12 protein-coding genes are annotated in these 13455 nt (G+C 70.7%); all 12 read left to right on the top strand.

The features are described from left to right. Window position 1 precedes the first annotated feature (1 nt). From ACFV6V_RS29030 to ACFV6V_RS28975, 12 genes are read left to right on the top strand one after another with little or no spacing between them, the layout of a single operon-like run. Window positions 2-304: an acyl carrier protein gene (locus tag ACFV6V_RS29030; protein WP_361289450.1), complete on the top strand. Its 303-nt coding sequence runs from the start codon at window positions 2-4 to the stop codon at window positions 302-304. Beyond that, window positions 301-3735, top strand: a complete 3435-nt coding sequence (locus tag ACFV6V_RS29025) for a thioester reductase domain-containing protein (protein WP_385570753.1) — start codon at window positions 301-303, stop codon at window positions 3733-3735. Before ACFV6V_RS29030 ends, ACFV6V_RS29025 begins: the two co-directional genes overlap by 4 nt. Further along, window positions 3732-4694 carry a 3-oxoacyl-[acyl-carrier-protein] synthase III C-terminal domain-containing protein gene (locus ACFV6V_RS29020; RefSeq protein WP_385570752.1) on the top strand — a complete coding sequence of 321 codons (963 nt, stop codon included), beginning with the start codon at window positions 3732-3734 and terminating at the stop codon, window positions 4692-4694. Before ACFV6V_RS29025 ends, ACFV6V_RS29020 begins: the two co-directional genes overlap by 4 nt. Beyond that, window positions 4691-6196, top strand: coding sequence for an amino acid adenylation domain-containing protein (locus ACFV6V_RS29015; RefSeq protein WP_385570751.1), 1506 nt, complete (start codon window positions 4691-4693; stop codon window positions 6194-6196). Before ACFV6V_RS29020 ends, ACFV6V_RS29015 begins: the two co-directional genes overlap by 4 nt. Then, window positions 6180-7415 carry an MFS transporter gene (locus ACFV6V_RS29010; protein WP_385570749.1) on the top strand — a complete coding sequence of 412 codons (1236 nt, stop codon included), beginning with the start codon at window positions 6180-6182 and terminating at the stop codon, window positions 7413-7415. The genes ACFV6V_RS29015 and ACFV6V_RS29010 overlap by 17 nt, the downstream gene beginning before the upstream one ends. Then, window positions 7412-8458: a MupA/Atu3671 family FMN-dependent luciferase-like monooxygenase gene (locus ACFV6V_RS29005; RefSeq protein WP_385570748.1), complete on the top strand. Its 1047-nt coding sequence runs from the start codon at window positions 7412-7414 to the stop codon at window positions 8456-8458. Before ACFV6V_RS29010 ends, ACFV6V_RS29005 begins: the two co-directional genes overlap by 4 nt. Continuing rightward, window positions 8455-8985, top strand: coding sequence for a flavin reductase family protein (locus ACFV6V_RS29000; protein ID WP_385570747.1), 531 nt, complete (start codon window positions 8455-8457; stop codon window positions 8983-8985). The genes ACFV6V_RS29005 and ACFV6V_RS29000 overlap by 4 nt, the downstream gene beginning before the upstream one ends. Further along, on the top strand, window positions 8982-9842 hold the full coding sequence (locus ACFV6V_RS28995) for a hypothetical protein (RefSeq protein ID WP_385570745.1): 861 nt from the start codon (window positions 8982-8984) through the stop codon (window positions 9840-9842). The genes ACFV6V_RS29000 and ACFV6V_RS28995 overlap by 4 nt, the downstream gene beginning before the upstream one ends. Next, window positions 9839-11011, top strand: a complete 1173-nt coding sequence (locus ACFV6V_RS28990; protein WP_385570744.1) for an acyl-CoA dehydrogenase family protein — start codon at window positions 9839-9841, stop codon at window positions 11009-11011. Before ACFV6V_RS28995 ends, ACFV6V_RS28990 begins: the two co-directional genes overlap by 4 nt. Window positions 11012-11020: 9 nt before the next feature. After that, window positions 11021-12256: a hypothetical protein gene (locus ACFV6V_RS28985; RefSeq protein WP_385570742.1), complete on the top strand. Its 1236-nt coding sequence runs from the start codon at window positions 11021-11023 to the stop codon at window positions 12254-12256. Beyond that, the gene (locus tag ACFV6V_RS28980; protein ID WP_385570741.1) at window positions 12253-13155 is read left to right on the top strand and encodes a 3-hydroxyacyl-CoA dehydrogenase family protein; all 903 of its coding nucleotides are present in this window, start codon (window positions 12253-12255) and stop codon (window positions 13153-13155) included. The genes ACFV6V_RS28985 and ACFV6V_RS28980 overlap by 4 nt, the downstream gene beginning before the upstream one ends. Next, a complete protein-coding gene (locus ACFV6V_RS28975) occupies window positions 13152-13409 on the top strand; it encodes an acyl carrier protein (protein WP_385570739.1) in 258 nt (85 codons plus the stop codon). Before ACFV6V_RS28980 ends, ACFV6V_RS28975 begins: the two co-directional genes overlap by 4 nt. The last annotated feature ends 46 nt before the right edge of the window (window positions 13410-13455 follow it).

The raw sequence follows: 13455 nt of genomic DNA, 5'->3' as shown, positions 1-13455 counted from the left end.
CGTGATAGAGAACGCCGACCGACTCACCGAGGTACGCGATGCCTGGGCGGAGACGCTGGGTATCGAGCCGGACGAGGTACCGCTGGAGGAGAACTTCCTCGAAGTCGGCGGGAACTCGCTGCTGCTTCTGCTGTTGTGGGAGCAGCTCAACGAGCTGACGACGAGGGAACTGCGCGCGGCGGACCTGTTCGAACACGCGACGGTGCGTGCCCAGGCGGCGCTGCTGGACGCCCCCGAAGAGGAGCACAAGCCGGTGGTGCGGGGCGCCACGGAGCGCGGCAGGCTGCTGGGGCGTGCCCGATGAGCGACGGTACGGACATTGCCGTCGTCGGGATCGGCTGCCGTTATCCGGACGCGTCGACGCCGCAGGAGTTCTGGCACAACATCGACTCCGGCCGGGTGTCGATGCGTGATCTCACCGACGAGGACCTGCACGCGGTCGGCGTGCCGGAGCAGGCCCTGCGCGCCCCCGGGTTCGTGCGGACCGCCGCGGTGCTGCCCGGCGCCGCCGACTTCGCCGCCGAGTTCTTCGGCGTACCGCCCACCGAGGCGGAGACCACCGACCCGCAGCACCGGATCTTCCTGGAGACCTGCTGGGAGGCGCTGGAGGCAGCGGGACACCCCCCGAGTGCCGACGGACCCGTGGTCGGGGTGTTCGCGGGGAGCGCCCCGACCCTGTACTCGGCCGCGCTGCTCGCGGAGATGACCCGTACGCACGGGCTGAAGGCCGCCATGGACGACCTGGGCCTGACCCTGGGCGGCCTGGGCGACCTGATGCCGTCGCGGGTGGCGTACAAGCTCGGCCTGCGTGGTCCGGCCGTCGGGGTGCAGACGGCGTGCTCCTCGTCGCTGTACGCGGTGCACTACGCGACGCTCAGCCTGCTGTCGGGCGAGTGCGACATCGCGCTGGCGGGCGGCACGACGGTGACCGAGCCGGTCACCGGGTACCGCTACCAGCCCGGTGGGCTGTCGTCCGAAGACGGCTACTGCCGTTCGTTCGACGCCGGATCCACGGGGACGGCGTTCAGCTCGGGCGTCGGTGTGGTGGCGCTTCGACGGCTCCAGGACGCGCTCGCGGACGGCGATCCGGTGCTCGCCGTGGTACGGGGCACGGCGGTGGGCAACGAGGGCGCCGAGCGCCCCGGGTTCACGGCACCCACCCGCCGCGGGGTCGCCGACGTGGTGGCCACCGCCCTGCGGGTGGCCGACGTGGACCCTGACCTGCTGCGGTATGTCGAGGCACACGGCTCCGGCACGGCGCTCGGGGACCACATCGAACTGGTGGGGCTGGCCGACGGCCTGCGGTCCGGCTCCTCCCAAGTGGGCTACTGCCGGCTGGGCTCGGTGAAGGCCAATGTCGGCCACACCGGCTCCGCCGCCGGAATCACCGGTTTCATCAAGGCGGTGCACATCGCCCGGACCGGCTCGCTGCCGCCGCAGCCGATGTTCGAACGGCCGCGTGACCCGGGCATCCTCGCGGACAGCCCGTTCGTCATCGAGACCGGGCAGCGCGTCTGCGAAGACGCCGACCGGCACGTACTGGTCAACTCGATGGGCGTCGGTGGTACGAACGTGGCGGCCGTGCTCGCCCCGCCGCCGGAGCCGGTCCGGCCCCCGGCCGAACAGCGTCCGGAGGTCCGGCTGCTGCTGTCCGCCCGTACCAGGAAGGAGCTGGACGCACTCTCCCGCGAGCTGGCCGACCACCTCGAGGCGGAGCGGCCCGCCGTCGCGGACGTGGCGCACACCCTGCGGACGGGCAGGCACCATTTCGCCGAGCGGCGCGTGGTGACCGCCGCCCCCGAGAGGCTCGCCGCCGCGCTCCGGCTGCCGCGCCCGCCGTTCGCGGTGACCACACGCGCCGAACAGCGGCGCGGGGCCGCGCTGCTGCTGCTCAGCGAGGCCGCCGGGGCTTCGGACACCGCATCGGTGCTCAAGGCCGCGCTGCCCGCGGGGACTCCGGTCCTGCGGGAGGGGGCGGAGACGCCCGCCGGGGCGTTCGTGATCCAGATCGGCGGCGGAGGCCCGGGCGGGGACCGCCACGTCCTGTCCGCAGAGGCCGACGCGGTGGACGCGGCGCTCAGCGCGGCGTGGGCCGCCGGGGTACCGGTGGACTGGGAGGCCGCGGCCCAGGGCCGCGGACGCCGGGTCGCCCTGCCGACGTACCCGTTCACGCGCCGGCGGTACTGGGCGCTGGACCGGATGCCTCCGGTCACCGAACCGGTGGAACCGGCCGCCTCTGTACGGGCGGAGACCGCTCCGGACGCGTCGGCCGACTCGCTGGAGGAAGGGCTGCTCACCCTGTGGCGGGAGCTGTTCGGCACGGACACCATCGGACTGGACGACGACTTCGGTTCGTTCGGCGGCACCTCGCTGCTGTACGTCCGCATGGCGCTGGAGATCCAGGAGCGGTACGGGGTCCTGCTCAACATGCACCGGGCGGGCGGCAGCCGTACGACGGTGCGCCGTATCGCGGAGATCGTGCGCGGTCATCTGGGCGACGGGGACGAGGGCTACCGGGTGGCCGACGGAGACGGCCCGCTGATCGACGAGGACCTCAACCGGCCGCTGAGCCCTCTCGCCGACCGCGAGACCGAGGGCCGGGACATCCTGCTGACCGGCGCGACCGGATTCCTCGGCGCGTTCCTGCTGAGTGAACTGGTGTCCAGGACGAGTGAGCGGATCCACTGCCTGGTCCGGGCGCGGGACGAGGAACACGCCTGGCGGCGGCTGCGGGAGGCCGCGGAGAGCTACGGGCTGCCCGCGCCGCCCGCCGATCGGGTGCGGCCGGTCCCCGGCGATCTCAGGACCGTCGGCGAGGCCCTGCGCCGGCACGACGCGGGCACGCTGAACACACAGGTCGGCCATGTGCTGCACTGCGGCGCCCGTGTGGTGTTCACCGAGCCGTACCGGGTGCTCAGGGACGACAACCTGCTTCCGGTGATCGACCTGGTCAACTGGGCGCGGGAGAACGGCATCCAGGACTTCAGCCTCGTCTCGACGGTCGCCGCCACCGGCCATGCCATGGGGGAGGGCAGCCGGATCCTGGAGACCCGGGAGCAGCCGCTCGACCCGGAGCAGGGCGGCTACGGCGTCAGCAAGTGGGTCGCGGAGCGCCTGCTGGAACGGGCCGAGCGCGACGGCATGCGGGTGCGGATCTTCCGGCCCGGCGTGATCCTCGGCTCCACGGACACCGGCGCCTGCAACGACAAGGACCTCATCTGGCACATCCTCGCCAGTGGTCTGGCGGTCGGTGCCCGCCCGGTCGACCCGGCGGCCTGGCCCGTGGCACCGGTCGACCTGGTGGCCCGGGCCATCGTGGAACTGTCCAGGACGCCCGGTTCGGTGGGTCGCGCCTACCACCTGGCGCATGAACGACTGATCAGTCCGCAGGGCATGTTCGAGCTGCTCCCGGCGGCCGGGCTGCCCACCAAGGCGGTCGAGCTCGAGGAGTGGCGCGGCCTCGTCGCCAAGGAGGCGCTGAGCGACGGCAGCGATGTGCTGTCGAACATGGCCCTCTACGGCATGGAGGGCGAGCAGCTCGGCGAGGACGACATGCAGACCGACGCATGGCAGCCGTGGCTGCGGGAGAACGGTCTCAGCCCGGCGCCCACGGGTGAGCTGCTGCTCAAGGGCCTCAACTATCTGGCGCGCGGCACGAGTCCGGTGGGCACCCTGCTCGGCAAGGTCCTCGACAGCGCGCCGTTCCAGCAGACCGAGGAAGGGAGCCGGCGATGAGCATCGGCATCGGAGCGGTCCACTGCCTCCTGCCGGACCGGCGTACGGCCGTCACCGAACTGCCCGAGTTCGCACTGCTGGGACACGAGGACGCCGAGTTCGCCCGCGGCTGCGGAGTGGACACCGTAGGTGTGGCCGACACGGAGGAACAGGGGGAGTTGGCGGCGCGGGCCTGCCAGGAGCTGCTCGCGGCTCATCCCGGCGACCCCGACGTGCTGTTGATGGTCGGTGCACGGGCACCCGACGTCCTGCTCGGTTCGGACGTGTGCCGGGTGCAGTCGCAGGCCAAGGTGACCTCACCGCTGACCTTCACCGTGGACGGTCTGGGCTGCACCGGATCGAGTGTGGCGTGGGGGCTGGCGAGGGACCTGCTGCTCGCGGACCCGAGCCGCCAGAGTGTGCTGATCACTCATGCCAGCAGGCCCACGGGTGCCGATCGGATCCGTTTCCCGGTCACGGTGGTCGGTGACGGCGCGTTCGCGATGACCATGGTCCGCGGCGGGCGGCCCGTGCTCCGCGGGCACCGGCAGGAGACGGACGGCTCCTTCCACGACCTGTTCCGCGTCGACTACAAGCAGACACCCTGGTACGAGTGGCGCGAGGAGTGCCAGGCACCCTCCCGGTACCGGTTCCAGCTCGCCATGCAGAGCCGGCTGCGCCTTGGCCGTCTGGTCGAGGAGGTCCTGGCCGACGCGGGGATCGACCGGGGCCGGGTCGCCGCCACCCTGATGCAGAACGTCACCGCGAGCGCCTTCGACTTCTACGCGGACCTCCTGGACCTGCCCATCCACCCGGTCTGCCGGGAGCACCTCGCCCGCTACGGGCACCTCGGCGCCATGGACGTCGTGGTGAACCTTGACCGGCTGGTGGGCAGCGGGGAGCTGAGCGAAGGCGACTTCGTGCTGGTGCTCAACAACAGCCCCGTCGCGGCCTGGGCGGTGACGCTGTGGGAGATATGAACCGCACTCTGTACGAATGGTTCGCCGACAGCGCCGAACGGTACCCGGACCACGTGGCCGTCGAATTGCCCGGCCAGGCCCTGACCTATGCCGCCCTGCTGCGCGCGGCGGAGGCCACGGCCGAGCGCATCGCCTCAACCTCGGGCGGACCCGTCGAACGGGTCGGGCTGCTGGCCTCGCGCAGCGCGGTCGCCTTCGCCGGATATCTCGCCGCGCAGCGCCTCGGCGCTTGCGTGGTGCCGCTCAACCCCGGGTATCCGCACACCCGCAACCAGGACATCTGCACCCTCGCCGCGGTGGATCTGGTGGTGGCCGACAGCGCCGTACGGCAGGGGCCGGGCACACCGCCGTGGCCACTGCTCGAGCTGTCCGCCGACGAGGTGCTCGACGCGAGGCCGACCGGCCGGCTGCCCGCGTACACGGCCGAGCCCGACCGGGTCGCGTACCTGCTGTTCACCTCGGGCTCGACGGGGCGCCCCAAGGGCGTGCCGATCCGGCACCGGAACGTGGCGCCCTTCCTCGCGTACAACATCAACCGGTACGAGGTGGGTCCCGGTTGCCGCATGTCGCACACCTTCGACCTGACCTTCGACCTCTCGGTGTTCGATCTGTTCGTCACCTGGGGTGGCGGCGCCACCCTGGTCGTGCCGGAGCCGACCGAACTCCTCAGCCCGGTCGGCTACCTCACCGAACGGAGGCTCACGCACTGGTTCTCCGTGCCGTCGGTGGTGTCGGTCAGTGCCGAACTCGGCCGGCTCCCGGCCGGGCAGGTGCGCGAGCTCCGGTACAGCGTGTTCTGCGGGGAGCAGTTCACCTACGGCCAGGCCCGCACCTGGCGTGCGGTGGCGCCCGGCTCGGTGATCGACAACATCTACGGACCGACCGAACTCACCCTCGCCTGCACGGCGTTCCGTGTCCCCGCCGACCCGGAGGACTGGCCGCGCACGTCCAACGACACGGTGCCGATCGGGGAGCCGTACCCCGGTCTCGACCATCTGATCACCGAGTCCGGCGAGTTGTGTGTGCGCGGGGCCCAGCGATTCGACGGCTACCTGGACGAGCGGGACAACGCGGGCCGCTTCACGGACCACGACGCAGCCGGCCCGCCCGAGGCCGACCGCTACTACCGCACTGGCGACCGCGTCGGCCGCGAGGAAGGACAACTCGTCCACCGGGGGCGCCTCGACGAGCAGGTGAAGATCCGCGGATACCGGGTCGAGCTGGGGGAGATCGAGGCCGCGCTGCGCCGCCACCCCGAGGTCGGACAGGCCGTGGTGGTCGCCGTGCGCGAGGGCGAGGAGACCGAGCTGGTCGGCTGTCACACCGGCGACCCCGTTCCCCGCATGCGGTTGATCAGGCACCTGCGGGACGTGCTCCCGATCCACATGGTGCCGCGCCGGTTCGTGCACCTGGAGTCGATGCCGCTGAACGCCAACGGCAAGGCGGACCGCAAGGCGCTGACCGCACTCGTGAAGGAGACCGCCGATGTCGTATCTCAGTGAGCTGGTCCCGCCCCCGGGTCCCGTCCGGCTGCTGTGTATGAGCAATCTGGCGAAGACGGTCGGCAACGGCATCATGCTCGCCGTCACCGTGCTGTACTTCACCCGCTCCGTGGAACTGTCCGCGAGCGAGGTCGCCCTGGCCCTCACCATCGGAGGCGTGCTGGGGATGCTGGCCAGCGTCCCGGCGGGTCACATGGCCGACGTGCTGGGCCCACGCGCCACCACCATCGTGTTCATGTGCCTTCAGGGCGCGTTCCTGACCTGCTACGCGTTCGTGGAGAGCTTTCCGCTGCTGGTGGTCGCCGCCTGCCTGGTGCTGGTCACGGAGTCGGCCACCGACGCGGCACGAGGTTCGCTGATCGCCGGGATCGTCCCCCCGGACGGCCGGGTCAAGGCATGGTCCTATCTGCGCTCGGTGAGCAACCTGGGACTCTCGCTCGGCGCGCTGGCAGGCGGTGTGGCACTGCACTTCGACGACGCGGCCGGATACCGGGGCGTGCTGGTCGCCGGAGGCCTGCTGGTCTTCGCTGCCGGGCTGGCCTACTTCCGGCTGCCTCACGTGGCACCGCAGCCCAAGGAGAAGGACGGGCCGGTCTGGATCGTGCTGCGGGACCTCCCCTATGCCACCGTCTCGGTCCTCAACGCGGTCCTGACGATGAACACGGTCATCCTCAATGTCGGACTGCCGCTGTGGATCTCCCAGCACACCGACGCGCCGGCGTCCACGTACTCGGGCCTGATCCTGCTCAACTCGGTGACGGTGGTGCTGCTCCAGGTGTGGGCGAGCAAGGGCGGCGACACCGTAGCCGGTGGTGCGCGGGCGCTGCGGCGCTCCGGGCTGCTGCTGGCCGCCTGCTGCGCGGTGTTCGCGCTGGCCACGGGCCGGCCCGCCTGGCTGGCCGTGGTCATCCTGGTCGCCGGAGCGGCCCTCCACGTGCTCGGCGAAATGATGTGGAGCACGGGCTCCTGGTCGCTGTCCTTCGGTCTGGCCCCGGAGCACGCCCAGGGCCAGTACCAGGGCCTGTTCGGCATGTCCACCCAGCTCGGCACGATGGTCACGCCGGCCCTGGTCACCGCACTCGTCGTCGGTATGGGCCAGACCGGCTGGCTGCTGCTCGGCGCGGCACTCGCCGCCGCCGGACTCCTCGCACCCGTGGCCGCGCGATGGGCCCAGAACTCGCGCCGACTGGCTCCGGCCGCACTCTCAACGGAGACATGAGCCCCATGGATTTCAGTCTGTTCTACTTCGCCAACGACAGTCTCGAGAATGACGGCGACCGCTACCGGGTGCTGCTGGAGGGCGCGCGCTTCGCGGATCAGCACGACTTCGCGGCCGTGTGGACGCCCGAACGGCACTTCCACCCCTTCGGCGGTCTCTACCCGAACCCGGCCGTGACCGGGGCCGCCGTCGCGGCCGTCACGGAACGCGTGGCGATCCGCGCGGGCAGTGTGGTCGCGCCACTGCACCATCCCCTGCGTATCGCGGAGGAGTGGTCCGTCGTGGACAACCTCTCCAACGGCCGGGTCGGGGTCTCCTTCGCCTCCGGCTGGCACGCGGTCGACTTCGCGTTCAGGCCCGAGGCCTACGCCGACCGGAGGGAGGCGCTGCCGGACCAGATCGACCAGGTCCGCCGACTGTGGCGCGGGGAGGAGATGACCGTCCTGGACGGCACCGGCACCGAGCAGCGGGTGCGCATCTACCCGCCGCCGGTGCAACCGGAACTGCCGGTATGGATCACGAGCGCGGGAGGGGCGGAGACCTTCCGCCGGGCCGGCCGGGCCGGAACCGGGATCCTCACCCATCTGCTGGGACAGGACCTGGACGAACTCGCCTTCAAGGTCGCGGAATACCAGACCGCGCACAAGCAGGCCACCGGCCGGCCGGGCCATGTCGCGCTGATGATCCACACCTATCTGGGGACGGAGGAGGACGAGGTCCGAAGCACCGTGCGGGAGCCGCTCAGCGACTACCTGCGCAGCTCCCTCGGTCTTCTGGTCGGCTCCGGTCTGGACGGCAACCGCCGCATCGACCCCGCAGCGCTGCGTCCCGACGATGTCGAGTTCATCGTCCAACGCGCCTTCGACCGCTACTTCGACCACGGCGGACTGCTCGGCACTCCCGACAAGGCGCTGCGGGTGATCGCACGGCTGCGGGAGTGCGGTATCGATGAAGTGGCCTGTCTGATCGACTTCGGGCTGCCCGCCGAGACCGTGCTGGCCGGCCTGGAGCATCTGGGCCGTCTGCGGGAGCTGGCCCGATGACCGCCCGGGTCCCGGCGACCGCCCCGGTCCAGGACGAGGCGGGCTTCCGCCAGGTGGCGGGGCGCCTCCCCACCGGCGTCACCCTGCTCAGCACCGTGATCGACGGACAACCGCACGCAACGCTGGTGAACTCCTTCACCACCGTGTCCACGGACCCGCTGCTGGTCCTCGTCTCGCTGAGCACCGCAGGCCGCACGTGTGCCCGGGTGACGGCGACCGGTGCCTTCGCGGTGACCGTGCTGTCCGCCGAACAGCGGGACGCCGCGCAGCGGTTGGCGGACCCCACCCGCGCACTGGGCATCGAGGCCATGGGCGATGACTGGCGGCCCGCACCCCACTCCGGCGCGCCCGTGTTCGCGGAAGGGGTCGGCTATTTCGACTGCGCCGTGGAGCAGGCCCACCAAGCCGGGGACCACACCGTGGTGATCGCCGGCGTACGCGCTTTCGGCGCCCTGTCCGACCGGGCGCCCCTGATGTTCGTACGGAGCCGGCTCGTACCGCCGGCGAACCGAGGAGACCTCTCATGACCGACGGCACCCACCGCCGTACACCTGACGCATTCGACACCGCCGTCTCCCGGCTGCGGGTCCCGGGCATGGGGACCGAGGTGGTGGCCCCACTGCTGGCCAACCTCGTCAGGATGACCAGGCCCCGCCGGGTACTCGAGGTGGGGATGGGCTACACCACGCCCTTCCTGGCAGCCGCCCTGGCCGAGTCCGAGGCCCTGTTCGAGGAGGAGTCGGCGGCACTGGCCGCCAAGACCCGCCCGTACCTGGACGGCGGCGCCGAACTCGACGAGACCTGGCTCAACGCCGAACCACCGCTGGCGGTACCGGCTCAGTACCTGGAGCCCTACCGGCCCCGGCTGGTCGCGGTGGACGATCTGTCGATCGCCGACTCCTCCGCGGGCCGGGTCAAGGAGGTCCTCGACGAGCTCGGGCTCACCGACCGGGTCACCATCGTCAACGCACCGCTCCAGGAGTGCAGGGCACTACTGCCCGAGGACTTCACCCCGATCGACTTCGCCTGGGTGGACGCCTGGGAGTGCCTGTTCTTCCTTGACCACTTCCTGGATCTGATCAACCCGGACGGCGGCCTGATCGCCCTGCACTACCTGATGACCTATCCGGAGGGCGAGGCCATCCTGCGCTATCTCGACCGGATGGTGCGCTCACGCCCCGGCGAGCTCGAGGTCATGAACCTGCTGGAGCCGCACAAGCTCGTCCAGAACAGCGTCACGCTGATCCGGCGCACAGGCGGCGCACCGCGCCGGTACGCCTCGAAGGGCGGGCTGATCGACTACGGCGGCGAGCTGCGGGACCAGGCGCGTGAACAGGCCGTGACCCACCACACCACCGAGACACCTCAGGAGCGGTCACGATGACGGCACCGACCATGCACTTCGCGCCCACCCCCGAACAGGCGGCCCTGCGCAACCGCGTCCGGCGCTTCGCCCAGCAGCACCTCGGCGCCGACGTCGCCCGCCTCGACCGGGAGCGGCTCTTCGACCGCGACGGCTGGAAGGCGTGCGCCGACTTCGGCGTCCTGGGCTGGCCGATCCCCGCCGAGTACGGCGGCGCAGGACTCGACCCCCTCACCACCATCATGGCCTTCGAGGCACTCGGCCAGGGCTGTGCGGACAACGGTCTGGTCTTCGCGGTCAACAACCATCTCTTCGCGTGCGCCGTGTACCTCCTCGACCACGGCACCCCCGAGCAGTGCAAGCGCTGGCTCCCCGCACTCTGCGACGGTTCCCTGATCGGCGCGCACGCGCTGACCGAGGAGGAGACCGGCTCGGACATGCTGTCGCTGCGCACCACCGCGGTCCGGGACGGCGAGCGGTACGTCCTCAACGGCACGAAGATGTTCATCAGCAACGCCCCCGTGGCCGACCTGTTCATCGTCTTCGCCCGCACCAGTGAGACCGCCGCCCCCCAGCAGGCCCTGTCCGCCTTCATCGTGCCGGCCGACACCCCCGGCCTGACCGTCCGGGAGATCCCCAAGGCGGGGCTGCGCGGCACCCCGATGGGCGAGGTCACCTTCACCGACTGCGCGGTCCCGGCCGGCCACCTGCTGGGCAGCGAGGGCGGGGGATACGCGGCGTTCACCCGGACCATGGAGTGGGAGCGCGGCTTCATGGTCGCCAGCCAGGTGGGTCTGCTGGCCCGGCTCGTCGACCGATGCGTCCGCCATGCCTCCACCCGGCGGCAGTTCGGGCGCCCCATCGGGGACTTCCAGGCCGTCTCCCACACCATTGCCGACATGCGGGTGCGCCTGGAGCTGTCCCAGCTCCTGCTCTACAAGGTGGGCTGGCTGCGCACCCAGGGGCGGCTCGCGCTCAACGAGGTGACGATGCTGAAGCTGTACGTCAGCGAAAGCCTCAAGGCCAGCGCACTGGAGACCATGCAGCTCCACGGCGCCCGCGGCTACACCGAGGACCTGGGCGTGGAGCGGGAGGTACGCGACGTGCTGGCCGGGACCATCTACGGCGGCACCTCCCAGATCCAGCGCTCGATCATCTCCGGACTGCTGGGCCTGTCCGGCCCGGCCTGAGAGGAACCGATGTACCGATACCAACTGGCGCTCGACGAACCGCTCTCCGGAGCGCATGTCGACGAACTGCGGCGCCGGGTGTACTTCGTCTCCGAGTCGATCACCGGCTTCGAGCTCAAGATGTCCGACGACGGCGCCGCAGTGGTGGCGGTCGGTGTGGAGACCGTGTCCGAGGCCGACGTCGAGGAACTCGGCCGCAAGCTCAAGGCGGTCATCGCCACCGAGGTCCGCCCGCAGCTCTCGTCACCGCCCAAGGTGCTGTGGCGCTCGTCGTCCAGCCGCCGGGCGCGCAAGGACACCTCCTTCGAGGCCATGCGCGCCGACGGGGTGGTCCACGAGGTCGGGCCCGGCCAGGTGGCCCTGGGTCATCCCGCGCTCACCGCCGTCGACGCACTGGACCGGCTGGTGCGCGACATCGTGCTGGACGAGTTCGGCGGAGTCGAGTACCGCTACCCCACGACGCTGCCGGTCAGCGCGCTCCACCGCAGCGGCTATCTGTCCTCGTTCCCGCAGCACCTGATGTTCGCCGCCAGGCTGCAGGGCGAAGTGGACACGTACCAGGAATTCATCGGGGACACGCAGCGGCACGGCACCATCGGGGAGCACATCCTGCACCGCTGCGGCCCGGTGGAGCGGGTGCTGCCGCCGACCATGTGCTACCACACGTTCAACCAGTGGGCCGGGACGGCCATCCCCGACGAGGCGATGGTGGTCACCGCACGCGGCGGCTCCTTCCGCCACGAGTCGCGCTACCACGCGACCCTGGAGAGGCTCAGCGACTTCACCATCCGGGAGATCGTGTTCATGGGCCCGACGGACTTCGTCCGCCAGTCCCGGGAGCGTTTCCGCCAGCGCGCCGTCGCACTCATCGAGGAACTCGACCTGTTCGGCCGGTGCGAGGTGGCCAGCGACCCGTTCTTCGCGGGCGCCGACGGCGCGGCCCGGGTCTCCTCGCAGCGGCTTCTGGAGCTCAAGCACGAACTCCACCTGGAAATCGAGCCCGACGGCGACACCATCGCCGTCGCCTCCTTCAACCTGCACGAACGGCACTTCGGCGAGGCATTCGACATCCGCGGCCAGGACGGCGAGATCGTCTGCTCCGCCTGCGTGGGCTTCGGCCTGGAACGGCTCGCCTACGCGGTGCTCCGGCAGTACGGGTGGGACGTGGCCGACTGGCCGGCCCTGCTGCGTGACCAGTGCCCACCCTTCGTTCACCAGCTCTCCGCTTCCAAGGAATCGCGATGACCGAAACCAGTACGATCCAGCGCGTCGGTGTCCTCGGCGCCGGCACGATGGGCATCGGGGTGTCCCATGCCTTCGCCGCGGCGGGCCTGCCCGTGGTGCTCGTGGACACCACCACCGAGGCGCTCGACCGCGCCCGCAACACCATCGAGGCCAACGTCCGCCTCTACACGATGATCGACCGCACCCAGGCAGCGGCCTCGCCGAAGACCGTTCTCGACGCGATCACCTTCACCACCGAGCTCGACGGTCTGTCCGACGTGGACTTCGTGGTGGAGAACGTCACGGAGAACTGGGACATCAAGGAGGCCCTCTACCGCGAGATCGACCGGATCTGCCCGCAGCACTGCGTGTTCGGGGTCAACACCTCGGCCATCCCCATCACCAAGATGGCATCGGTGACCTCACGGGCGGAGCAGGTGATCGGCACCCACTTCATGAACCCGGTGCCGCTCAAGCCGCTGGTGGAGGTCATCCGCGGCTTCCACACCACGCCCGAGACCGTCGACCTGACCACGGGGCTGTTCAGCCGGATCGGCAAGGACAGCGTCGTGGTCGAGGACTCCTCCGGCTTCGTCACCAACCGCGTGGCGATGATCACCGTCAACGAGGCCATCTTCCTCCTCTCCGAAGGGGTCTCCACGGCCCCCGACATCGACCGGCTGTTCCGCCAGTGCCTGGGCCACCAGATGGGGCCGCTGGAGACCGCCGACCTGATCGGTCTCGACACGGTCCTCTACTCACTGGACGTCCTGCTCGACAACTTCGACGACCCCAAGTTCCGTCCGGCCCCGCTGCTGCGCAAGCTCGTGGCGGCCGGTCGGCTGGGCCGCAAGAGCGGCCACGGTTTCTATTCCTACGAGCCGGCCACGACCGGCAGCACGACGGGAGTCTCCTCATGAGTGAATACCTTGAAGAAGTCCACGAGTTCGTCGCCCAGCACGCGGGCGGGCAGCGCTTCGCGGAGGACGAGGACATGTTCGCCGCAGGGCGGATCAACTCGCTGTTCGCGGTGCAGCTGGTGATGTGGGTGGAGCGTACCTACGGCATAGCCGTGCAGGGCGACGACCTGGACATCGCCAACTTCCGTACCGTCGCGGACGTCGCCCGGTTCGTGGAGACCCGGCTGGGGACAGACGCGGCCGTGGCCTCTTGACGCCTCGCTCGGCCGAACCAGTGCCGCGGCGGGCGACGTTCGACCC

The organism is Streptomyces sp. NPDC059828 (assembly GCF_042731955.1).
In the GTDB taxonomy this organism is placed as follows: domain Bacteria; phylum Actinomycetota; class Actinomycetes; order Streptomycetales; family Streptomycetaceae; genus Streptomyces.
Note: the sequence above shows the minus strand (reverse complement) of the source record. Positions and strands in the feature narration are given on the sequence as shown.